Source organism: Gordonia sp. LMA167 (assembly GCF_058130025.1).
Window position 1 is genome coordinate 3,313,939 of the sequence record NZ_CM176708.1, and the last position, 21,564, is coordinate 3,335,502.

At 67.4% G+C, this 21,564-nt stretch carries 22 protein-coding genes; 14 read left to right on the forward strand and 8 right to left on the reverse strand.

The window, feature by feature from the left end:
- The first annotated feature begins 48 nt into the window (after positions 1–48).
- Positions 49–732: an endonuclease NucS gene (gene nucS, locus ACVT6V_RS14935; protein ID WP_489900566.1), complete on the forward strand. Its 684-nt coding sequence runs from the start codon at positions 49–51 to the stop codon at positions 730–732.
- A gap of 19 nt (positions 733–751) precedes the next feature.
- Here nucS and ACVT6V_RS14940 read toward each other — a convergent pair whose 3' ends face one another.
- From ACVT6V_RS14940 to mce, 3 genes are all read right to left on the reverse strand, one after another.
- Positions 752–1,171, reverse strand: coding sequence for a nitroreductase/quinone reductase family protein (locus ACVT6V_RS14940; RefSeq protein ID WP_489900567.1), 420 nt, complete (start codon positions 1,169–1,171; stop codon positions 752–754).
- Between the two features lie 68 nt (positions 1,172–1,239).
- Complete coding sequence (locus ACVT6V_RS14945; protein ID WP_489900568.1) at positions 1,240–2,271, reverse strand: hypothetical protein; 1,032 nt, start codon at positions 2,269–2,271, stop codon at positions 1,240–1,242.
- A gap of 28 nt (positions 2,272–2,299) precedes the next feature.
- The gene (gene mce / locus ACVT6V_RS14950; protein ID WP_489900569.1) at positions 2,300–2,797 is read right to left on the reverse strand and encodes a methylmalonyl-CoA epimerase; all 498 of its coding nucleotides are present in this window, start codon (positions 2,795–2,797) and stop codon (positions 2,300–2,302) included.
- Positions 2,798–2,877: 80 nt separating this feature from the next.
- On the opposite strand from mce, the gene ACVT6V_RS14955 reads away from it, so the two are divergent.
- From ACVT6V_RS14955 to ACVT6V_RS14975, 5 genes are all read left to right on the forward strand, one after another.
- A complete protein-coding gene (locus tag ACVT6V_RS14955; RefSeq protein ID WP_489900570.1) occupies positions 2,878–4,110 on the forward strand; it encodes an acetyl-CoA C-acetyltransferase in 1,233 nt (410 codons plus the stop codon).
- Between the two features lie 71 nt (positions 4,111–4,181).
- Entirely contained in the window at positions 4,182–4,541 is a 360-nt protein-coding gene (locus ACVT6V_RS14960; protein ID WP_489900571.1) for a DUF3817 domain-containing protein, read from the forward strand.
- Positions 4,542–4,554: 13 nt separating this feature from the next.
- On the forward strand, positions 4,555–4,860 hold the full coding sequence (locus ACVT6V_RS14965) for a thiamine-binding protein (RefSeq protein WP_489900572.1): 306 nt from the start codon (positions 4,555–4,557) through the stop codon (positions 4,858–4,860).
- A gap of 104 nt (positions 4,861–4,964) precedes the next feature.
- On the forward strand, positions 4,965–6,074 hold the full coding sequence (locus tag ACVT6V_RS14970; protein WP_489900823.1) for an MFS transporter: 1,110 nt from the start codon (positions 4,965–4,967) through the stop codon (positions 6,072–6,074).
- Between the two features lie 41 nt (positions 6,075–6,115).
- Positions 6,116–7,099, forward strand: a complete 984-nt coding sequence (locus ACVT6V_RS14975) for a tetratricopeptide repeat protein (protein WP_489900573.1) — start codon at positions 6,116–6,118, stop codon at positions 7,097–7,099.
- 590 nt (positions 7,100–7,689) lie between these two features.
- On the opposite strand, the gene glgB is transcribed toward ACVT6V_RS14975, so the two are convergent.
- From glgB to ACVT6V_RS15000, 5 genes are all read right to left on the reverse strand, one after another.
- Entirely contained in the window at positions 7,690–9,960 is a 2,271-nt protein-coding gene (gene glgB / locus ACVT6V_RS14980) for a 1,4-alpha-glucan branching protein GlgB (RefSeq protein WP_489900824.1), read from the reverse strand.
- Positions 9,920–11,920 carry a maltotransferase domain-containing protein gene (locus ACVT6V_RS14985; protein ID WP_489900574.1) on the reverse strand — a complete coding sequence of 667 codons (2,001 nt, stop codon included), beginning with the start codon at positions 11,918–11,920 and terminating at the stop codon, positions 9,920–9,922. Before ACVT6V_RS14985 ends, glgB begins: the two co-directional genes overlap by 41 nt.
- A gap of 77 nt (positions 11,921–11,997) precedes the next feature.
- The gene (locus ACVT6V_RS14990) at positions 11,998–14,124 is read right to left on the reverse strand and encodes an ATP-dependent DNA helicase (protein WP_489900575.1); all 2,127 of its coding nucleotides are present in this window, start codon (positions 14,122–14,124) and stop codon (positions 11,998–12,000) included.
- A 40-nt stretch (positions 14,125–14,164) separates the two neighbouring features.
- The gene (locus ACVT6V_RS14995) at positions 14,165–14,764 is read right to left on the reverse strand and encodes an isochorismatase family protein (RefSeq protein ID WP_489900576.1); all 600 of its coding nucleotides are present in this window, start codon (positions 14,762–14,764) and stop codon (positions 14,165–14,167) included.
- A 19-nt stretch (positions 14,765–14,783) separates the two neighbouring features.
- Complete coding sequence (locus tag ACVT6V_RS15000) at positions 14,784–16,088, reverse strand: nicotinate phosphoribosyltransferase (RefSeq protein ID WP_489900577.1); 1,305 nt, start codon at positions 16,086–16,088, stop codon at positions 14,784–14,786.
- A gap of 20 nt (positions 16,089–16,108) precedes the next feature.
- Between ACVT6V_RS15000 and clpS the strand changes: the two genes are divergently transcribed.
- The 8 genes from clpS (at position 16,109) to murI (ending at position 21,494) form a co-directional block, all read left to right on the forward strand.
- Positions 16,109–16,441 (forward strand): ATP-dependent Clp protease adapter ClpS, encoded by a 333-nt coding sequence (gene clpS / locus ACVT6V_RS15005; protein ID WP_489900578.1) that lies wholly within the window; start codon positions 16,109–16,111, stop codon positions 16,439–16,441.
- 19 nt (positions 16,442–16,460) lie between these two features.
- Positions 16,461–17,036, forward strand: coding sequence for an oxidative stress transcriptional regulator AosR (aosR, locus tag ACVT6V_RS15010; RefSeq protein WP_489900579.1), 576 nt, complete (start codon positions 16,461–16,463; stop codon positions 17,034–17,036).
- On the forward strand, positions 17,033–18,193 hold the full coding sequence (locus ACVT6V_RS15015; RefSeq protein ID WP_489900580.1) for a P1 family peptidase: 1,161 nt from the start codon (positions 17,033–17,035) through the stop codon (positions 18,191–18,193). The genes aosR and ACVT6V_RS15015 overlap by 4 nt, the downstream gene beginning before the upstream one ends.
- Positions 18,194–18,244: 51 nt before the next feature.
- Positions 18,245–18,652, forward strand: coding sequence for a M67 family metallopeptidase (locus ACVT6V_RS15020; RefSeq protein ID WP_489900581.1), 408 nt, complete (start codon positions 18,245–18,247; stop codon positions 18,650–18,652).
- 3 nt (positions 18,653–18,655) lie between these two features.
- Entirely contained in the window at positions 18,656–18,928 is a 273-nt protein-coding gene (locus ACVT6V_RS15025; RefSeq protein ID WP_489900582.1) for a MoaD/ThiS family protein, read from the forward strand.
- Between the two features lie 6 nt (positions 18,929–18,934).
- Positions 18,935–19,921, forward strand: a complete 987-nt coding sequence (locus ACVT6V_RS15030) for a PLP-dependent cysteine synthase family protein (protein WP_489900583.1) — start codon at positions 18,935–18,937, stop codon at positions 19,919–19,921.
- A 134-nt stretch (positions 19,922–20,055) separates the two neighbouring features.
- Positions 20,056–20,697: a rhomboid family intramembrane serine protease gene (locus tag ACVT6V_RS15035; protein ID WP_489900584.1), complete on the forward strand. Its 642-nt coding sequence runs from the start codon at positions 20,056–20,058 to the stop codon at positions 20,695–20,697.
- Positions 20,694–21,494, forward strand: coding sequence for a glutamate racemase (murI, locus tag ACVT6V_RS15040; protein WP_489900825.1), 801 nt, complete (start codon positions 20,694–20,696; stop codon positions 21,492–21,494). Before ACVT6V_RS15035 ends, murI begins: the two co-directional genes overlap by 4 nt.
- The last annotated feature ends 70 nt before the right edge of the window (positions 21,495–21,564 follow it).

Here is a 21,564-nt window from a genome sequence, read left to right on the forward strand (position 1 = left end):
GCCAGGGGTGTCCGGGCACGCTGACGGCCCACCGTTAAGCTGACCAACGTGCGTCTGGTTATCGCGGAATGCCAAGTGGATTATGTCGGGCGGTTGACCGCACACCTGCCGATGGCAAAGCGGCTGTTGCTGATCAAGTCGGACGGATCGGTGAGTGTGCACGCCGACGACCGGGCCTACAAACCGTTGAACTGGATGAGTCCGCCGTGCTGGATGGATGAGGCCCCGGTTCCCGACGGTGTCGAGGCGCACGCCTACTGGGTGGTGACCAACAAGGCCGGCGAGGAACTGCGCATCACGATCGCGTCGATCGAGCACGATTCGGAGCATCAGCTCGGCGTCGATCCAGGGCTGGTGAAGGACGGTGTCGAAGCTCATCTGCAGGAACTCCTGGCCGAGCACGTCGACACCCTCGGCACCGGACACACCCTGGTCCGGCGCGAGTACATGACGGCGATCGGGCCGGTCGATCTGCTCTGCCGAGACCAGGCTGGAGCGACGGTCGCCGTCGAGATCAAGCGCCGGGGCGAGATCGACGGGGTGGAACAGCTCACGCGGTATCTCGAATTGCTCAACCGTGACCCGACCCTCGCGCCGGTGACGGGCGTCTTCGCCGCGCAGCAGATCAAGCCGCAGGCCCGCACGCTTGCCGAGGACCGCGGGATCCGTTGTCTGGTCCTCGACTACGACGCGCTGCGGGGCGCGGAGAGCACTGAGTTCCGGTTGTTCTGAGCGGTGGTGATCCCGGCGGTCAGGTGACTTTCGCCGGTGTCAGCGCCACCACGGCGATCGTTCGTCGCACCTTGTCCTGATAGCCCTGGTAGTCGAAGACATCGTCGTTGAGGGTCGTCCACATCGCTTCGCGGTCGGCGCCGGTGAGCTCGGTCCCGATCACCGGTGTCACCGCGCCTGCGAGCTCGACCGTTGCGGGGGTGCCGGCTTTCAGGTTCAACCACCAACCCGGCTGCCAATCGGCCCCGCCGTTCGACGCGGCGACGATCCATCGGTCGCCGTCAGTCGTGAATATGAGCGGTGTCGTGCGCTGTTTGCCACTCTTGCGTCCGGTGGTGGTGAGAAGCAGAAGGTCGGCGCCTCGGAATCGGCGTGGCTTGCGCCAGGAGATCACTGCGTTGACCGCGCGGTTGAGGGTCACGAATGCCCGCCGTTTCATGACGAGATCGTAGCGGTATCGGGCCCCTGTCGCCGACATTCGCGAGGCGCCGAAGTCGGTGTCTCGGCTCAGGGCCGGGTCGCCGCCTGTGCCGCCGAACTGTTGACCGTGTTGCCGTTGCTCGGCGACCGCTTGACCTGCGATTGTGCCGACAGGGCCCGGTTGAGCAGCTCGACGTCGTCGTTGTCGGTGAGGTCGGCCAGGTCCTGATGGCGTTCGGCCAGCTGCGCCGGGAGCTTGGAGACCTGATCGCGCACCTGATTCAGCTGCTCGACGACCTGCTTGCGAGCCAGGTCGGCCTGGGTGGCCAGCTCGCGGGAGCGGGCCAGCCGCTCGGTCGCGATCTCCTGGGCGGTCTCCTTCATCCGCGCCGCCTCGTGCCGGGCACGATCGCGTTGCGCGGCGAGCTCGGCGTCGTGCCGTTCGCGTTCGGCCTGCCGCGCTCGGGTGCTCTGCAACTCGAGCTCGGCGGCCTCGCCCTTGGCCTTGGTGACGATCCGGCGCGCCTCGTCCTTGGCGGCGTCCATCGTCTCCTTGTGTTCGGCCTCCATCGCCGCCGTGCGTTCGGCGATGAGCCTGGCCGCTTCCTCGGCTTCCTCGGCAGCATGGGCGGCTAGCTCGTCAGCCTTCTCGCGGACCTGCCGGGCCCGCTGCTCGGCGTCGGCGATGGTCTTCTCGGCGGTCTTCGCGCCTTCGTCGCGCATGCGCTTGGCATCGGCCTCGGCGTCATCACGCATCATCGCGGCCTCCTGACGCGCGATGGAGGTCACCTCGGCGGCCTCGGCCGCGGCATCCGCTCGGATCTCCGAGGCCTCGTCCGATGCGAGTTGCAGCATGCGGCCGAGCCGCTCACTCATTCCCTGCGCGGTTGTCGGGGGCACCGACAGTTTGTCGACCTCGCGACGCAACTCCTCGATCTCGTCGCGAGCCTCCTCGAGGTGGGCGGCGAGCTCATGTGCGTTGGCGGTGGCGGCATCCCGATCGGCCGAGAGCACACGCAGCTCTGCATCCATGCGCTGCAGGTGCTCGGCGACCTGATCGCGATCGAAGCCGCGCATGACGACGGCGAAGGGTAGGTGCCGCGGTGCGGGAGCTGACATGCGGCACAGTTTATCTCAGTGGCTAATATCAGTGACCTGTGGAACCGGACGCGGGTTCGACCAGCTCGAGCAGCACGCCGCCGGCATCCTTCGGGTGCACGAAGTTGATGCGAGAGTCTGCGGTGCCGCGCCGGGGTTCCGGGTACAGCACGCGCACGCCCGCGTCCGTGAGCCGGGTGCTGACCGCTTCCACATCGGTGACTCGCACGGCGAGCTGCTGCAGGCCGGGTCCGTTGCGATCCAGGAACTTGGCGATGGTCGACTCTTCGGTCAGGGGCGCCAGCAACTGGATCACCGCTCCGCCGGACTCACCCGCGTTGCGGGGCCCGACCATCGCCTCCACGACGCCCTGATCGGTGTTCGTCTCCTCGTGCAGCGTCTCGAACCCGAGGTGGTCGCGATACCACTGCTTGGCCACCTCGAGGTCCGGCACGGCGATGCCGACATGATCGATCGCGACGACGAGGTCGGAGATGAGCTCGGTGGCGGAGACTGATGCTGCGGGGTCTGTTGCTGAGGTCGTCATGTCCTAACGGTAGCGTTGAAGGGAAAAGCTCACAGAGCGGGCGCTCGGTCTGCCGGTTTATCCCATGTTGGAGGTCTCCCATGTCCACGAACACCGAACAATCGTCGACTGTCATCGTCGCGGGCGCGCGGACCCCGTTCGGGCGTCTGCAGGGGTCGCTGAAGGACTTCAGCGCGGTCGATCTGGGAGCCATCGCGATCAAGGGCGCACTCGAGCGCTCCGGGGTCCCGGCCTCGGCGGTCGATTACGTGATCATGGGCCAGGTCCTCACGGCCGGTGCCGGTCAGATGCCGGCCCGTCAGACCGCGGTCAAGGCCGGTATCGGGTGGGATGTACCGACCCTGACCATCAACAAGATGTGCCTGTCGGGAATCGACTCGATCGCGCTCGCCGATCAGCTGATCCGTGCGGGCGAGTTCGAGTGCGTCGTCGCCGGTGGCCAGGAGTCGATGACCCAGGCGCCGCATCTGCTGCCGGGCAGCCGGAGCGGGTTCAAGTACGGCAACACCGAACTCGTCGACCACATGGCCTACGACGGGCTGTGGGACGCGTTCACCGATCAGCCGATGGGTGCGCTGACCGAGCAGGGCAATGACGTCGCTGCGGAGGCCGCCGACGATATGACCCGCGGTTTCACCCGTGCCGAGCAGGACGAGTTCGCGGCGCAAAGCCATCAGCGCGCGGCGATCGCCTGGAAAAACGGCGTTTTCGCCGACGAAGTCGTGCCGGTGAGCATCCCGCAGCGCAAGGGCGATCCGGTCTCCTTTGCCGAGGACGAGGGCGTTCGCGCGGACACCACCGCCGACTCCCTCTCGGGCCTGCGGCCCGCCTTCCGCAAGGACGGCACGATCACCGCGGGCAACTCGTCGCAGATCTCCGACGGCGCCGCCGCTGTGGTCGTGATGAGCAAGGCGAAGGCCGAAGAGCTGGGCGTGACCTGGCTGGCCGAGATCGGACCGCACGGCGTCGTCGCCGGACCGGATTCGTCGCTGCAGGCGCAGCCCGCCAACGCCATCGAGAAGGCATGCGCGAGGGCCGGCATCAAGCCGTCCGATCTGGATCTGATCGAGATCAACGAGGCGTTCGCGGCCGTCGGACTCGCCTCGACCAAGAAGCTCGGCATCAATCCGGAGATCGTCAACGTCAACGGCGGTGCCATCGCCGTCGGTCATCCGATCGGCACGTCGGGTGCGCGGATCACCCTGCACCTGGCGCTCGAACTGCAGCGTCGCGGTGGCGGCGTCGGAGCAGCAGCACTGTGCGGTGCCGGCGGTCAGGGTGACGCGCTCATCGTTCGGGTGCCCAAGAGCTGACCTGGGCTCGAGGTGTAGTAGGGGGAGACCTCTACTACACCTTGTCGTATAACGCCATCTGATTCGGCACAATGGAAGCCATGTCGCAATTCTTCGATCTCAGTACCCCGGCCAAGCGCTTCCGGTTCATCGCGGTGGTGGAGGCCATCACGTGGCTGGCACTGCTGATCGCCATGTTCTTCAAGTGGGTCCTCGGACACACCGAGGCGGTGGCCGTCCCCGGCATGGTCCACGGCATCGTCTTCGTGATCTTCGTGGTGATCTCTGTGGTGACAGCGGTCCAACTGCGCTGGAACGCCACTGTGACCGGCCTGGCACTGCTCTCGAGCATCCCGCCGTTCGGCACTCTGGTGTTCGAATGGTGGGCCCAGCGCAACGGTCATCTGGCCGAGCTGTCCGCCGAGCAGGCGCCGCAGCGTCTGGCGGCCTGACGGTGGTGAGGCCGTGATCGTCGCCTTCAGCCTGACGCCCTCCGGTGGCGATGCGGTCGACGCCGACGGTGGGATGAGCGCGGCGGTCGCCGCGGCGGTGCGGGTCGTCCGCGCCTCTGGTCTGCCACACCAGACGACGTCGATGTTCACTTACCTCGAAGGCGAGTGGGACGAGGTCATGGCCGTGGTCCGGCAGGCCACCGAGGCCGTGGCCGAGCATGCGCCCCGCGTCGGACTCGTGCTGAAGGCCGACATCCGACCGGGCCACACCGGGGAGATGACCGGAAAGGTCGAACGGATCGACCGGCATCTCACGTGACGGGTGACGTGCGCGAGGCCGGGCGGCCGTCGGTCACGGCGACCGATCGGCGCGCACGTGCCTCCGCGACGACCGTGTTCGCGCTGAACGGCTTTCTCGCCGCGATGTGGGTTGCTCACATCCCCGTGATCACCGAGCGCACGGGGGTCTCCCACGACGCACTCGGGGGGCTGCTCCTGCTGCTCGGTGGTTTCGCGTTCGTCGGAATGCAGGTCTGCGGGCCCGTCATCGACCGGTGGGGATCGCGTCCGACCACGATCGTCGCGGCGATCCTGCTGTCGCTGGTGGTCCTCGGACCGGTCGGCGCCACCACCACGTGGTCCCTTGCGGCGGCGCTGGCGACCTTCGGGTTCGCCAATGGCGCGCTCGACGTCTCGATGAACGCGCAGGCAGTCGCGGTGGAACGCCGCTACGGCCGGCCGATCATGTCGTCGTTTCACGGGTTCTTCTCGGTGGGTGGACTGCTCGGCTCCGGCATCGTGGCTCTCATGCTGTGGCTCGATGTCCCGGTCATGGCGACGGTGGCTGTCTCGGGTCTCGTCGGCCTGGTGGTGACCGGTTGCGTCGCCAGCGGTCTGCTCAGGCGCGACCCGGGTCCTCAGACGTCGGAGGTCGGCGGCACGACGGCCGCGGGAGAGCGACCCGGTCGTTGGTGGGACGCGATCGATCGACGACGGTTGTTCCTCCTCGCCGCGGTCGCCTTCGCTCTCATGCTGGCCGAGGGGACCGCCTACGACTGGAGTGCACTGCATGTCGTCGAGAGTTTCGGCACCAGCGAGTCGGTCGGAGCCATCGCTTTCGGTGCGTTCAGCGGGGCGATGACCCTGGCGCGGTTCGGCATCGATCCGGTGGCGGCGGTACTGGGGCCGATGGCCGTGGTGCGCTACGGCGCCGTGATCGGCATCGTCGGCATGACACTGGCCGTGTCGGCACCGTCGGCGTGGCTCGCGATCGTCGGCTGGACGGTTTTCGGTGTAGGCCTGGCCGGACTGATTCCCCAGATCTTCACCGCGGCGGGCAACCTCACCGACGACTCGAGTGGACGCACGATCTCGCTCGTAGTCGGGTGCGGGTATCTGGGCATGCTCGCGGGACCGGCGGTGGTCGGATTCATCAGTCAGCGAAGCAGCTTGGGGATCGGGCTGGTGGTGGCTGTCGGAGCGCTCGTGTTCGCCGCGGCGGCCGCCGGTGTCGTGCGTGCCCCGGCCCGGTGACAGCGGTGATCCGCCTGCCGGCGGCATGACACACTAGAGGAGTGACACGACCAACGAATCGGCAGCAGGCGGCCGCGGCCGCTCGGCAACAAGCTGCCGCAGCGGTAGCCATGTCGGGTGCGGTCGACCTGTCGGCCCTCAAGGAACGCGCCGACGCGCAGCGGCAACAGGGGCAGCGCCCGACCGCAGCGCCTCAGTCCGCCGGACCGCCGCCCGATTCCGCGCCCCCGACGGGCTCCGCGGACGCCGTCATCGACGTGACCGACGAGACCTTCGAGACCGAGGTGCTCGCCCGCTCGCAGCAGCAGCTGGTCCTCGTCGATCTGTGGGCGGAATGGTGCGGCCCCTGCAAGCAGCTCTCCCCGGTCCTCGAGTCGCTGGCGGCACGGGCGCAGGGCGCTTGGGTGCTCGCCAAGATCGACGTCGACGCCAGCCCGCGGATCGCACAGGCCTTCCGGGTCCAGTCGATCCCGATGGTCGTCGCCATCGCGCAGGGCCAGCCGGTCGCCGCCTTCAACGGCGTGCGTTCGGAAGCAGAGATCTCACAATGGGTCGGCGAGATCCTGTCGCAGCTCGGGGACGGGCTGCCCGGTGGGCTGCCCGACGCCGGACCCGAACCGGAAGACCCCCGGATGGTCGCCGCTGAGGACAAGCTCAACGCCGGCGACTTCGACGGAGCGCTCGCCGAGTACCGGGCGATCGTCGAGGCCGAACCGGAGAACGTCGAGGCTGCCTCGGCGGCGCGCAATCTCGAGTTCGTCCTGCGCGCCCAGGCGCACGATCCGGCGATCGTGGACGCTGCGGCCCCGACCGACGTGGACGCACAGCTGGCCGCCGCGGATGTGTTGCTGATGTCGCAGCGACCCGAGGACGCCTTCGACCGGATCATCAACGTCGTGAAGCTGACCGCAGGCGACGACCGGACCAGGGCCCGCACACGCCTGCTCGAGTTGTTCGAGCTCTTCGACCCGGCCGAACCGTTCGTCATCTCCGCTCGTCGCAAGCTCGCGACGGCCCTGTACTGAGAGCGACGCCGATAGAACCCGTGCCGAACGCCGGTCCCTGGGGAGCGAGCCGCCGGCCGAGCGGTCATCCCGGTCCTTGAGGAGCGTCGTGAGGACCGAGCGGTCATTCCGGTCCTTGAGGAGCGTCGTGAGGACCGAGCGGTCATCCCGGTCCTTGAGGAGCGTCGTGAGGACCGAGCGGTCATCCCGGTCCTTGAGGAGCGTCGTGAGGACCGAGCGGTCATCCCGGTCCCTGAGGAGCGTCGCGAGACCGAGCGGTCATCCCGGTCCCTGAGGAGCGAGGCGCCAGCCGAGCGTCACGAAGGGCGCCCTTCGTGACGCGTCCTCGCAAGCTCGGAGGCTCCTCAGGGATCGGAGGGGGGTTGCCCGCGAGGAGGCTCGTCAGGTTTCGGTGGGGTTGCCCGCGAGGAGGCTCGTCAGGTTTCGGTGGGGGTTGCCCGTGAGTTCGGAGGCTCGTCAGGGATCGGTGGGGGTTGCCCGCGAGGAGGCTCGTCAGGTTTCGGTGGGGGTTGCCCGTGAGTTCGGAGGCTCGTCAGGGATCGGTGGGGGTCCCTCGCGAGTTCGGGGGCTCGTCAGGGATCGGAGGAGGGTCAGTCCGTCGCAGGGGCCAGGAAGATCGCCGAGTTGGCCGGCAGCATCACCTCGGCGGAGGTCGCGCGGCCGTGCCAGCCCGGGCCGTCCGCGGTCACGCTGCCGAGGTTGCCCTTTCCGCCTCCGCTGTATGCGGTCGAATCTGTGTTGACCACCTCCGACCACGCTCCCGTCCGGGGGAGACCGACGCGATAGTTGACGCGGTCGGAGCCGGAGAAGTTGAACAGGCAGGCCATCACCGATCCGTCGCTCCCGTGACGCAGGAAGCTGATCACGTTGTTCGCGGTGTCGTTGGCGTCGATCCACTCGTAGCCGTCCGGCGTCGCGTCCTGGCTGTAGAGCGCGGGACTGCTCCGGTAGACCCGATTGAGGTCGGTGACCAAAGCCGAGATACCCGAATGCAGTTCGCCTTCCCAACCCTGCTGCTGGAACCAATCCAGGCTGCGGTTGTCGGCCCATTCGCCGGTCTGTCCGAATTCCTGGCCCATGAACAGCAGCTGCTTGCCGGGGTGTGCCCACATGTACGCGAGCAGGACACGGACACCGCATGCTTTCGTGAAGGAGTCGCCGGGCATCCGGCTCCACAGCGTTCCCTTGCCGTGGACGACCTCGTCGTGAGAGATCGGCAGCACGAAGTTCTCACTCCACGCGTACATCAGCGAGAACGTGATCTCGTGATGGTGGAAGCTGCGGTGCACCTGATCGCGGCCCAGATATCCGAGCGTGTCGTGCATCCAGCCCATGTTCCACTTGAATGTGAAACCAAGGCCACCGAGATTGGTCATCTGCGTCACGCCGGGCCACGCAGTGGACTCCTCGGCGATGGTCACCGCACCCGGGAAGTGTTTGTGCACAGTGGCATTCGTCTCCTGGATGAACTGCACCGCCTCCAGGTTCTCCCGGCCACCGTAGATGTTCGGACGCCACTGCCCGTCGGGGCGGGAGTAATCCAGATACAGCATCGACGCCACCGCATCCACACGTAGGCCGTCCACGTGGAACTCGTCGAACCAATAGAGCGCATTGGCCACGAGGAAGTTGCGGACCTCCCGGCGCCCGAAGTTGAAGACGTAAGTGCCCCAGTCGAGTTGCTCGCCGCGCATCGGATCGCCGTCCTCGTAGAGCGGCGTGCCGTCGAATCGGGCAAGTGCCCAGTCATCTTTGGGGAAGTGCGCGGGAACCCAGTCGATGATCACCCCGATGTCCCGCGAGTGCAGATGGTCGATGAGGTATCGCAGGTCGTCCGGGGAACCGAAGCGTGACGTCGGCGCGAAGTACGAGGTGACCTGGTAGCCCCACGAGCCGCCGAATGGATGTTCGGCGACGGGGAGGAATTCGACGTGCGTGAAACCCTTCTCCACGAGGTAATCGGCGAGTTCGACGGCGAGTTCGCGGTAGGACAGGTGCATTCGCCACGAGGCGACGTGCACCTCGTAGACGCTCATCGGCTCCTCGACCGGGCTTGCCGTGGTGCGCTTGGTGATCCACTCCTCGTCCGACCACACATAACTGGATTCGGTGACGACCGACACCGTCGACGGCGGTGGGAGGGTGCGCTGGGCCATCGGGTCGGCCTTGTCCCGGACAACTCCGTCGGCACCATGAACACGGAACTTGTACCGCATGCCGTCGCCGACATCGGGGATGAACACCTCCCAGACACCGGAGCTGCCGATCATGCGCATCGGCGCCTGCCGGCCGGACCAGTTGTCGAAATCGCCGACGACCGCGACACCGTGGGCATTGGGTGCCCACACCGAGAACGCTGTGCCCCCGACCTCGCCGTCAGGCGTGGTGTAGGACACGATGCGCGCGCCGAGGATGTCCCAGAGGGACTCGTGCCGGCCCTCGGAGAACAGGTGGACGTCGAGTTCACCCAGACTCGGCAGGAAACGGTAGCCGTCGGCCACGACGTAGTCGTCGGAACCGCCGTCGGCGTTGGGGTAGGTCACCCGATAGCGATAGTCCATCAGGTCCTCGAACGGTACCGCCACCACCCACAGGTCATCGCTCTGTCGATACATCGGATGGTCGACGCCACCGATGACCGCGACAACCGACGTGGCGTCCGGGCGGAGGGTTCGCAGAATGGTCCAGCCGGTGGTCGCGTCGTGCGCACCGAGGAACGCGTGGGGGTCGGGATGGGTCAGACTGAACAGCCGCCGCAGATCATGGTCGGACGCCGACGGTTCGGGGCCTTGGCTCTTGGTCGTGTCGGTCACGTCAACCTCACTGAATCCGGTAGGCGAGTCGTCGGGCGGCGGTGGCATCGAGCGGCGGGAGCGCCAGGATGTGCGCGACCGCATGCCACGGCTCGAGTTGAATGTAATTCGCTTGCCCCCAATGGAACTCCTGACCGGACACCTCGTCACGCACCAGGAACCGGTCCTGCCAGTCAAAGCCGAGTGCAGGCATGTCGAGCCACACGGTCGAGACCTCGGTACCGAACGGATTGAGATTGATGACGACGATGACCCGGTCCCCGGACACCGGATCGAACTTCGAATAGGCGATCAGCGCGGGATTGTCGAGATGGTGGAACGTGATGTGGCGCAACTGTTGCAGTGCGGGATGGCGGCGCCGGATCTCGTTGAGCGTGGTGATCCACGGCTCGAGCGACTCGCCGCGGCTGGTTGCCGCCTTGTAGTCCCGCGGCCGTAACTCGTATTTCTCCGAGTGCAGGTATTCCTCGCTGCCCTCGGCGACCGCGACGTGCTCGAAGAGCTCATAGCCGCTGTACACGCCCCACGTCGGCGCCAGCGTCGCGGCGAGCGCGGCGCGCAGAGCGAACATGCCCGGGCCGCCGTGTTGCAGGCTGGCGTGCAGGATGTCCGGGGTGTTGACGAAGAGATTGGGGCGCGCCTCGTCGGCGTGCTCGGAGATCTCCTTGCCGAACTGTTCGAGCTCCCACTTCAGCGTCTTCCACGTGAAATAGGTGTAGGACTGGGTGAAACCGAGACGGGCCAGTCCGTACAGCCGCGCCGGACGGGTGAACGCCTCGGCGAGGAACAGCACGTCCGGGTCGCGCTTCTTCACCTCATTGATGAGCCATTCCCAGAAGTTCGGAGGCTTGGTGTGCGGATTGTCGACCCGAAAGATCTTGACACCCAACCCGACCCAGCCGAGCACCATCTTCAGCACGGCACGGTAGAGCCCGTTGCGGTCATTGTCGAAGTTCAGTGGGTAGATGTCCTGGTACTTCTTCGGTGGATTCTCCGCATAGGCGATGGTCCCGTCGGGAAGGGTGGTGAACCATTCGGGATGCTCACGCGCCCAAGGATGATCGGGTGCACACTGCAGGGCGAGGTCGATGGCCACCTCGAGACCGAGTTCGCCGGCCCTGGAGAGGAAATATGCGAAGTCCTCGGTGGAGCCGAGGTCCGGGTGGATCGTGTCGTGGCCACCCGCTGCCGACCCGATCGCCCACGGTGAGCCGACATCATCCGGCCCCGCGACGAGCGAATTGTTACGGCCCTTGCGGTTGACCTCACCCACGGGATGGATCGGGGGCAGATAGATCACGTCGAACCCCATCCCGGCGATCCGGGGCAGGTCGTCGACGGCGGTGAGGAAGGTGCCGTGCACCGGTTGACCTTCGTTGTCCCAGCCGCCCGTGGACCGCGGGAAGAACTCGTACCAGGAGCCCACGAGCGCACGCCGGCGATCCACCCACACGCGATAGGACCGTGACTTCGTCACGAACTCGCGGACCGGGTGGTGGGTGAGCAAGTCGGCCACCTCGTCGGAGACCGCGAGATTGACCCGGTTCTCGACACGTCGTCGGCGGGCGCGCAACTGAGCGACCGCGTCATCGAGCGTCTCCCAGGTGTCCTCGGGAACCACCTCACGCGCCTCGGTCAGCAGCCGGGCACCGATCTCGAGGTCGTTGGCGAGGTCGGCGGCACCCTGACCGGCGTCGATCTTCTTCAGGACGGCCGAGCGCCAGGTGGTGTACGGGTCACTCCATGCCTCGATACGAAACACCCAATAGCCGACCGCGTCCGGGACGAACGAAGCGTTGAACACGTCGGGTTCGCCGGCGGGCTCCATCCGGACGTCGGCTGAGCTCCGATTGGGCCCGTCCACATGCAGTGTCACCCCGAGGGCGTCGTGCCCCTCCCGCCATGCGGTCGCGCTGATCGGGACCAGCTCGCCGACAACGGCTTTCGCCGAGTTCTGTCCGGCCGACACCAGGGGTTGGATATCGTCGATCCCCATCCGCCCGATCACCAGGGGCCTCCTCTCGTAGACCTGCGACCTCACTGACGCGCGCTCCCGGTGTGGCGACGCCGGCATCGCTGCCGTCCCTAACCGTAGGGGATGGCGGCCAGTCTGCCCAACGCTGAACGGACCAGATCACCATCGGTCGTCCGCCAGAACGGTGGTAGCGACGCGAGCAGATATCCACCGTATCCGGCGGTGGCCAACCGGGAGTCCAGAACGGCGACCACGCCGCGGTCGTCGGTGGAACGGAGTAGCCTCCCCGCACCCTGGGCGAGCAGCAATGCCGCGTGATTTGCGGCGACCGTGAGGAAACCGTTACCTCCCCGTGCCTCGACGGCCCGTTGACGAGCGGTGAGCAGCGGGTCGTCCGGGCGGGGAAAGGGGATACGGTCGATCACCACGAGGCTGCACGAAGGCCCGGGCACATCGACGCCCTGCCACAACGACAGCGTGCCGAACAGACAGGTCCTCGGGTCTTCGGCGAAGCGGCGCACGAGCGTGGAGGTGGTGTCGTCGCCCTGGCAGAGCACGGGATGATCGCAACGTTCCCGGATCGCGTCGGCGGCCTCCCGCGCGGCACGCATGGACGAGAACAGGCCCAGCGTCCGTCCGTCGGCGGCGTCGACCAGGCCGGCGAGTTCGTCGAGGGTGACGTCGGCGATCGCGTCGCGACCCGGGCGGGGCAGGTGGCGGGCCACGTAGAGGATCGCCGCCCTCGGGTAATCGAACGGTGACCCGGCATCCAGACCGGACCAGCGGGGCGGTGCGGTGTCCGACGGCGCACTCTTGCCGATGGCCATCGCGCCGATCTCCGGCGCCGCGAGTCGCTCCGCCGCGGGATCGGCGCCGTCGAAATCTCGTGGCCCGCTCGGTTCGCTCCCGGCATCACGTCGGCCGGCGGCGGGTAGCCCCCAGGTGGCGGCCAGCGCGTCGAAGTTCCCGCCGATGGTCAGCGTTGCCGAGGTCAGGATCACCGTCGCGTTGGCGAACAGCGACGCCCGCAGGAGACCGCCGACCGAGAGCGGGGCGATCCGCAGAATCGCGCGCGTGTCGCCGCCGACCTTCTCGTGCGCCACCCACACGACGTCGTGGCGTTTGGCCTCGTCCGGCGAGTCGAAAGCGCCCAGAAGGCGCACCACCGTGTCGTGGGTGTCCTCCAGCGAGGTGAGCGCGGCCGAGCGGGCGGCCGCCGACTCGTCCGATGCGCCGCCGCTGCCTGCTCCGGGCATCCGGACAGGACCGATCTCGTTCCGGGCCAGCCACAGACGATCGCGCAGGCCGGCGAGCGCCTCGGCCATGCCCGAGGGCAGTCTGGTCCATTCGCGTGCCGGTGATTCCTCCAGGACCGCATCGAGGTTCTCGCCTGCGCCCAGCAGAGCGTCGGTGGTCTCGTCGTCGAGTAGCTTGCCGCAGCGCCGGGCCACCAGCGTGATGCCGGCGCCGGACAGTTCGGCAGTGGCGACGGAGGTGATCCGGTCGACGAGTTCATGGGCCTCGTCGATGACGACGACGTCGTGTTCGGGCAGGATGCTCGCCGGACTCATCGCATCGATGGCGAGCAGGGCATGGTTGGTGACCACGACGTCGACCTTCCCCGCGGCCCGTCGTGATCGTTCGGCGAAGCAGTCCTCCGCGTAGCTGCAATTCGTGGCGCCGAGGCACTCGCGCGCCGTCACGCTCACCTGTCGCCATGACCGGTCCGACACGCCGGGAGTGAGATCGTCACGGTCGCCCGTCTCGGTGTCCGAACTCCATTCACGAAGCCGTGTCACCTCGCGGCCGGTTCGCGACAACTCGAATGCATCGAACAGCTCCGTTGCGGGTTCCTCCGCGGTGCCACTGTGGATCTTGTTGAGGCACAAATAATTACCGCGCCCCTTGAGGATCGCGAAGGTGGGTTCGCGCTCCAGCGGGCCCTTCAATGCCGGCGCGAGTCGGGGCAGGTCGCGCTCGATCAGCTGACGTTGCAGCGCGATGGTCGCGGTGGACACGACCACGGTGCGGCCGGATTCGACTGCATGACGGATCGCCGGCACGAGGTAGGCGAGCGACTTGCCGGTGCCGGTGCCGGCCTGCACGGCGAGATGCTCGCCGGTGTCGATGGCGTGCGCGACCGCACTAGCCATCCGTACCTGGCCGTCGCGGCGGTTGCCGCCGAGGGCGGTGACCGCGGTGTCGAGCAGTGCGGTCACCGAGGGGATCTGGGTCATCCGGTCGTGGTCATTCGGTGGGAGGTCGTCGGGGATGTGGTCATCTGATGTGGGTCGACCCGTCGTAGAGCAGGTCACCCTCGAGTTCCACACCGGCTTCCCGCATCGCCGTCAGCGCTTGTGCCGACGTCTCCGCCGAGACCGCGGCGGTGAAGTTCAGCAGCACGCGGGTCGCGAACCCCTCTCTCACCGAGTCGAGAGCGGTGGCGCGGACACAGTGATCGGTGGCGATCCCGGCGATGTCGACATGCGTGATCCCGTGCTCGCGAAGCCAATCGGCAAGTGATACGCCGTCTTCGGTGGATCCTTCGAACCCTGAATAGGCGGCGCTGTACTCACCCTTGGAGAACGTCTCCTCGACGACCGACGCGTCGAACGTCGGATGGAAGGCGACTCCGTCGGTGCCCACCTTGCAGTGCGGCGGCCAGGAGTCGACGAAGTCCGGGTGGTCGGAGAAGTGATCTCCCGGATCGATGTGGTAGTCGCGGGTGGCGACCACGGTGCGGTAGTCGCCGACGATCGAGTTGATCGCCGAGGCGACCGCCGCGCCGCCGTTCACGCCCAGCGCGCCGCCTTCGCAGAAATCGTTCTGGACGTCGACGACGACCAGCGCATGGTGTTTCGGAGCATGTTCTCCCATGACTGCTTGACCGACCTTCCTAGCCGAGGATGAAACGGGTGGGGACGGCGGGATCTCCGTGGGACAGGCCGAGCCCTTCCCACGGCAGGCTCACCAACGCGTCGGCGAGATACTCTCGGCCCTCGCCGAGCGTCGGCAGCCCATCGACCGGATCGCCCCCGCGGACGAGAGGGATCTGCAACGGGCGCAACGTGAATCCATCGGCTGCGGGCGCCGGTTCGGTCGCGCGATAGAGGATCTCCTCGACGATGGTGCCCGACGAGCGGGCCGAACGCACCGCGGTCTTGGCGCCGCCCTTGGATTCCTTGTGGCTCGCCCGCTTGGCCACCGGCAGTCCGTCGACCTCGACGAGCTTGTAGATCATGCCCGCGGTCGGTGCGCCGCTGCCGGTCACCAGCGACGTGCCGACGCCGTAGGTGTCGACCGGTTCGGCGCGCAGCGACGCGATCGCATATTCGTCGAGGTCGCCGGAGACGACGATCTTGGTGTGGTGGGCGCCGAGGGAATCCAATTGGTCGCGCACCTGCCGGGCCAGTACGCCGAGGTCACCGGAATCGATCCGGACGCCCCCGAGTTCGGGCCCGGCGACCTCGATGGCGTTGCGTACACCCCTGGTGATGTCGTAGGTGTCGACGAGCAGAGTGGTGCCGATGCCCAGGGCATCGATCTGCGCGGCGAACGCCGCCTTCTCGTCCGGGCCGTCGGGTCCGGTGAAGCCGAGGGTGAACGCGTGGGCCGCGGTGCCGGCGCTGGGTACCCCATAGGTTCGGGCGGCCTCGAGATTCGACGTGGCCGCCACCCCCGCGAGATACGCGGCACGCGCGCTGGACACCGCGGCACGTTCGTGGGTGCGTCGCGAACCCATCTCGATGATCGGCCGCGAACCGGCGGCACTGACCATGCGTGCCGCTGCCGACGCGATCGCACTGTCGTGGTTGAGGATCGACAGGATGAGTGTCTCGAGCAGAACGCCTTCGGCGAAGCTCGCGCGGACGGTCAGGATCGGGGAGCCGGGAAAGTACAGTTCGCCCTCGCGGTATCCGTCGATGTCGCCGGTGAACCGGTAGTTCCGCAGCCACTCGACGGTGTCGTCGTCCAGGAACCGACGCACCACCGCCAGTTCGTCGTCACCGAACCGGAAGTCGGCCAGCTCCTCCAGCACGCGTCCGGTACCGGCCACCACCCCGTATCGCCGGCCGTCGGGCAGGCGACGGGCGAACACCTCGAACACGCATGGCCGCTGCGCCATCGGATGACGCAATGCGGCAGAGACCATGGTCAGTTCGTACTGATCGGTCAGCAGGGCGGTGTTGTCGATGCTCACAATCGCTTACCCTTGGTCGTATGGCGCCTGACGTAACTCGTGCGCACGAGGCTACCCCGGGATCTCCGGGAGGCACCGCGGTGGCGGATCCCGGCGTGGCCGAAGGTGCGACGTCGCTGGATCGTCCGTGGGTGACGATCGTATGGGACGACCCCGTCAACCTCATGCGCTACGTCACCTTCGTGTTCCAGAAGATCTTCGGATACTCCGAGGCGCGGGCCAACGAACTGATGATGCAGGTCCACAACGAGGGCAAGGCCGTCGTCTCCGCCGGTGAGCGCGACAAGGTGGAGGGCGATGTCCGCAAGCTGCACGCGGCGGGCCTCTGGGCCACCATGCAGCGGGACACCTGAGCGGGGATCGGCACACCACGTGCGTACCTGGAAACGCAAGGGTCGGGGCTCGGCGATGCGCATCTGTTCGCAGCTCGACCCGCATGAGGTCGAACTGCTGGCGTCGATGGTGACATCGATGCACGAGCTGCTCGCCGAGCGAGAATCCACCGCACCCCGTGACGAGCTGTCCGACCTGACCGGGATCCCGACCGGGCACAAGGACGCGCCGACCGACGTGACGCTGGGCCGTCTGCTACCCGACTTCCACCGCCCCGACCAAGAGCGAGAGCTCACCGCTGACATGGTGAACGGCGACGTCAACAGCGCACTGCGCAGTCTGCACGAACCACACATCATCGCGGCGAAGATGACGGCCGCCGACGTCGTGTTGGACACGCTGCCGCGGGGCGGCGGTGACCTCGCGCTCACCGAGGAACAGGCAATGCAGTGGCTGACCGCGCTCAACGACGTCCGGTTGGCGCTCGGCGCGATGCTGGGGATATCGGAGGACACCCCCGATCAGCTGCCGCCCGACCATCCGCATGCCGCGCACCTCGACGTCTATCACTGGCTCACGGTCATGCAGGAACTTCTCGTCGAGTCGTTGATGTGACCCCGGTGATCGCGCCGCAGGGCGACCGGATCACCGACGTGGCCGGCATCTCGGTCGGCCACCACCACCGGATCGACGGCGATGCGCGCGTGGCCGAGCCTGCGGCTGCCGGCTCAACCGACGACACCGAGAAGGGTGATCTCGACGACGGCGGCGGGACCGAGGGGCGGGGGTGGGCGACCGGCACCACGGTCGTGCGGATCGATGCACCCGACGCGGTGTGCGCGGTCGATGTACGCGGTGGGGGACCGGGCACGCGGGAGACCGATCTGCTCGATCCCGCCAACACGGTGCAGACGGCACACGCGATCGTGCTGACCGGCGGTAGCGCGTTCGGACTGGCCGCGGCCGACGGCGTGATGGCCGGGCTGGAGGCGAGTGGGGTGGGCCTACCCATGGACGACCGGGGCCACGTCGTCCCGATTGTGCCCGCCGCGGTGATCTTCGATCTGCCGGTCGGTGCCTGGGAATGCCGGCCGGACGCCGACTTCGGCCGTCGCGCCTTGGCGGCGGTGGCGAGTGACTTCGAGGTCGGCAGCGTGGGAGCGGGGGCCGGCGCACGTGCCGGTGCGGTGAAGGGCGGGGTCGGAACGGCGTCGATGACCATCGGTGACGGACCGGCCGAGGGTGTCACGGTCGGCGCGTTGGTGGTGGCGAATCCGGTCGGGTCCGTCGTCGATCCCGCGTCCGGGTTACCCTGGGCGGCAACCGATACCGACCTCGATCAGCTCCGGCTCCGCCGGCCGGTGCGCGAGGAGATCGCCCGGTACGCGGAACTGGCGGCCAAACAGACGGTGCTGAACACGACGATCGGTGTGATCGCCACCGACGCCGTGCTCGACGCCGCCGCGACGAGACGGGTGGCGATGGCCGGTCACGACGGCCTGGCGCGCGCAATCGTGCCCGCGCACTCGCCACTGGACGGCGACACCCTCTTCGCGGTCGCGACCCGCGCGCACCGTCCGGAACAGCCACCGGTCCCCGACGGGATGAATCCCGACGTCGCGCTGCTTGCCGAGGTCTGTCGGGTGGCCGCCGTCGTCGTCCAGCGCGCGATCGTCGCAGCGGTCGTCGCCGCCCGGCCCGTGGCAGGCATACCTGCCTACGCCGACGTCCTGCCGTCCGCGGCGGGTGGCTACCGTGGGTCGGCGGAATAGCCCCGGTCGCCGGGGCGTTGCCCAGACCTGATGCCTGAGGAGGAGTTGAACGTGCTGACGATCGGTCAGGAGTTGGTCGATGCGATGGTGGCGCACGCACGCGCCGACCACCCGGACGAGGCGTGCGGCATCATCGCCGGACCTGAGGGGTCGGATCGTCCCGAACGCTTCGTCGCGATGACCAACGCGGAGCGCTCGCCGACGTTCTATCGCTTCGACTCCGGCGAACAACTGAAGGTCTGGCGGGAGATGGACCGCCTCGACGAGGAGCCGGTGGTGATCTATCACTCCCACACGGCCACCGAGGCCTACCCGAGCCGGACCGACATCTCCTACGCCAGTGAACCCAACGCCCATTACGTGCTGGTGTCCACCCGGGACGCCGAGAACGCAGAGATCCGCAGCTATCGCATCGTCGATGGTGTGGTGACCGAAGAGTCGATCGAGATCAGGAGCTGACCAATGGCGGTAACCGTGTCCATCCCGACCATCTTGCGCACCCACACGGGAGGTGAGAAGCGCGTCGAGGCCACCGGGTCGACGTTGTCGGAGGTCATCGACAACCTCGAGACGGCCAACCCGGGGCTCAAGGATCGGCTCGTCGCCGACGGCAAGCTCCACCGTTTCGTCAACATCTATGTCAACGACGAGGACGTGCGGTTCTCCGGCGGCCTCGACACCAGCGTCGACGACGGCGACGATGTGACGATCCTGCCCGCGGTCGCGGGGGGATAGTCGTCGGTGGCTCGCTACACCTCACTGATCGAGTCGGTCGGTCACACCCCGCTCATCGGGCTGCAGCGTCTCTCACCGCGGTGGGAGGATTCCGACCCCGGGGATCCCGATGGAGGCCCGCACGTACGGCTGTGGGCGAAGCTCGAGGACCGCAACCCCACCGGGTCGATCAAGGATCGCCCCGCGCTGCGGATGATCGAGCAGGCCGAGCGGGACGGATTGCTGGCGCCGGGCTCCACGATCCTCGAGCCGACCAGCGGTAACACCGGCATCTCGCTGGCGATGGCCGCCAAGCTCAAGGGCTATCAGCTGATCTGCGTGATGCCCGAGAACACGTCGGAGGAGCGCCGCTCGCTGCTGACGATGTTCGGCGCCCAGGTGATCTCGTCACCAGCCGCGGGCGGATCGAACACCGCGGTGGCGATGGCCAAGGAACTCGCTGCCGACCATCCCGACTGGGTGATGCTCTACCAGTACGGGAACGAGGCCAACATGCTCTCGCACTATGAGGGCACCGGACCGGAGCTGTACGCGGACCTGCCCGAGATCACCCACTTCGTGGCAGGCCTGGGAACCACCGGAACCCTGATGGGGGTGGGCCGCTACCTGCGAGAACAGAATCCCGAGATCCAGATCGTCGCCGCCGAACCCCGCTACGGGGACGAGGTCTACGGACTGCGCAACATCGACGAGGGCTTCGTCCCGGAGCTCTACGACGATTCTGTGCTGACCCGGCGGTTCTCGGTCCAGGGAGTAGACGCCGTAGCCCGTGTGCGCGAACTCATCGACACCGAGGGGATCTTCGCCGGCATCTCCACCGGCGCGATCCTGCAGGCCGCCCGGGGTATCGGACGCAGCGCGCTCAAGAAGGGTGAACGGGCCGACATCGGCCTGGTCATCCCCGATGCCGGATGGAAATATCTGAGCACCGGCGCGTACGAAGGTAGCCTGGAGCAGGCAGAGCAGGCACTCGAAGGACAGCTCTGGGCGTGAGTGATTGATCGTCGACCAGGCAAGCGAGCCCGTCGAGCTACTGCTGGTTGGGTAGCGGCGAGCGAGCGTGCGAGCCCGTCGCGTATCGAAACCCCCCCGCACGCCGCGCCGAACCGACACCGACAGGAAGAGCCATGACCACCAACCCCGCGCCCTCGGGTTCGGGCACCGCGCGTAACAAGCCACGCCCGTTGTGGCTGCGCTCGGTTGCGATCATGGCCGCGATCACCGCGCTGTTGTTCATCATCGAAGCGATCGACGCTGCCACTCATTACGACCTCGACGAGGCCGGCATCGAGCCGCGGCAGGTCGACGGTCTTGACGGCATCCTGTGGGCACCGCTTCTGCACGCGGACTGGCAACACCTGATCGCCAATCTGATCCCGGGACTGGTGCTCGGATTCCTGTTGCTCATGGCTCGACGTTTCCTGATCGTCACCGCCATCGTGTGGGTGGTGTCCGGCCTGGGGGTGTGGTTGTTCGCGCCGCCGTACACCGTCACCGTCGGCGCATCCGGGGTCATCTTCGGGTGGCTGACCTATCTGCTCATCCGAGGTCTGTTCAACCGCGACATCTGGCAGATCCTCGGCGGGGTGGTCCTGTTCCTGATCTACGGATCGGTGCTCTGGGGGGTGTTGCCGACCACTCCCGGCGTTTCCTGGCAGGGACATCTGTTCGGTGCTCTCGGCGGGGTGTTGGCCGCCTGGTATCTCGCGTCCCGCGATCGGCGCAGGCCCACCGGGCCGCCGCAACAGACCCTGGGGGTGCGGTCATAACGTCCCAAGATGCTCCCATCGGGATCTTCGACTCCGGTGTGGGCGGTTTGACGGTGGCGCGCGCCATCATCGACCTGCTCCCGGACGAGGACGTCATCTACATCGGTGACACCGCCAACGGTCCCTACGGTCCGCTGGCCATCCCGGACATCCGGCGACATGCCCTCGCAATCGGCGATGACTTGGCCGAACGGGGTGTGAAAGCTCTTGTCATCGCCTGCAATACGGCGTCGGCCGCCTGTCTGCGGGATGCCCGCGAACGCTATGCCCCGATCCCGGTGATCGAGGTGATCCTGCCCGCCGTGCGCCGCGCCGTGGTGGCCACGAAGACCGGCCGGATCGGGGTCATCGGCACCCAGGCGACCATCTCCTCACGTGCTTACCAGGATTCGTTCGCCGCCGCTCGTGACGTCGAGATCACCGCGGTCGCGTGTCCGCGGTTCGTCGACTTCGTCGAACGGGGGATCACCAGCGGTCGCCAGATCCTCGGCCTCGCCCAGGGATATCTCGAGCCCTTGCAAGAGGCCGACGTGGACACCGTGGTCCTGGGCTGCACGCACTATCCGCTGCTCTCCGGGGTCATCCAGCTCGCCATGGGCGACCAGGTCACCCTGGTGTCGAGCGCCGAGGAGACCGCGAAGGACCTCTTCCGGGTGTTGACCGAGCTCGACTTGCTCCATCCGCACACCGACCGGGACGCGGTGCGTGAGTTCCGGGCGACCGGGGACCCGGAGTTCTTCGCCCGACTCTCGACACGGTTTCTCGGACCCGCCATCGGGCAGGTGCAGCATCTCTAGACACGCCTCTGGGACCGCCCGGCTCATCGTTGGAGACTTGTGACCCGTATGCGTTCGCATGCCCGGGGCC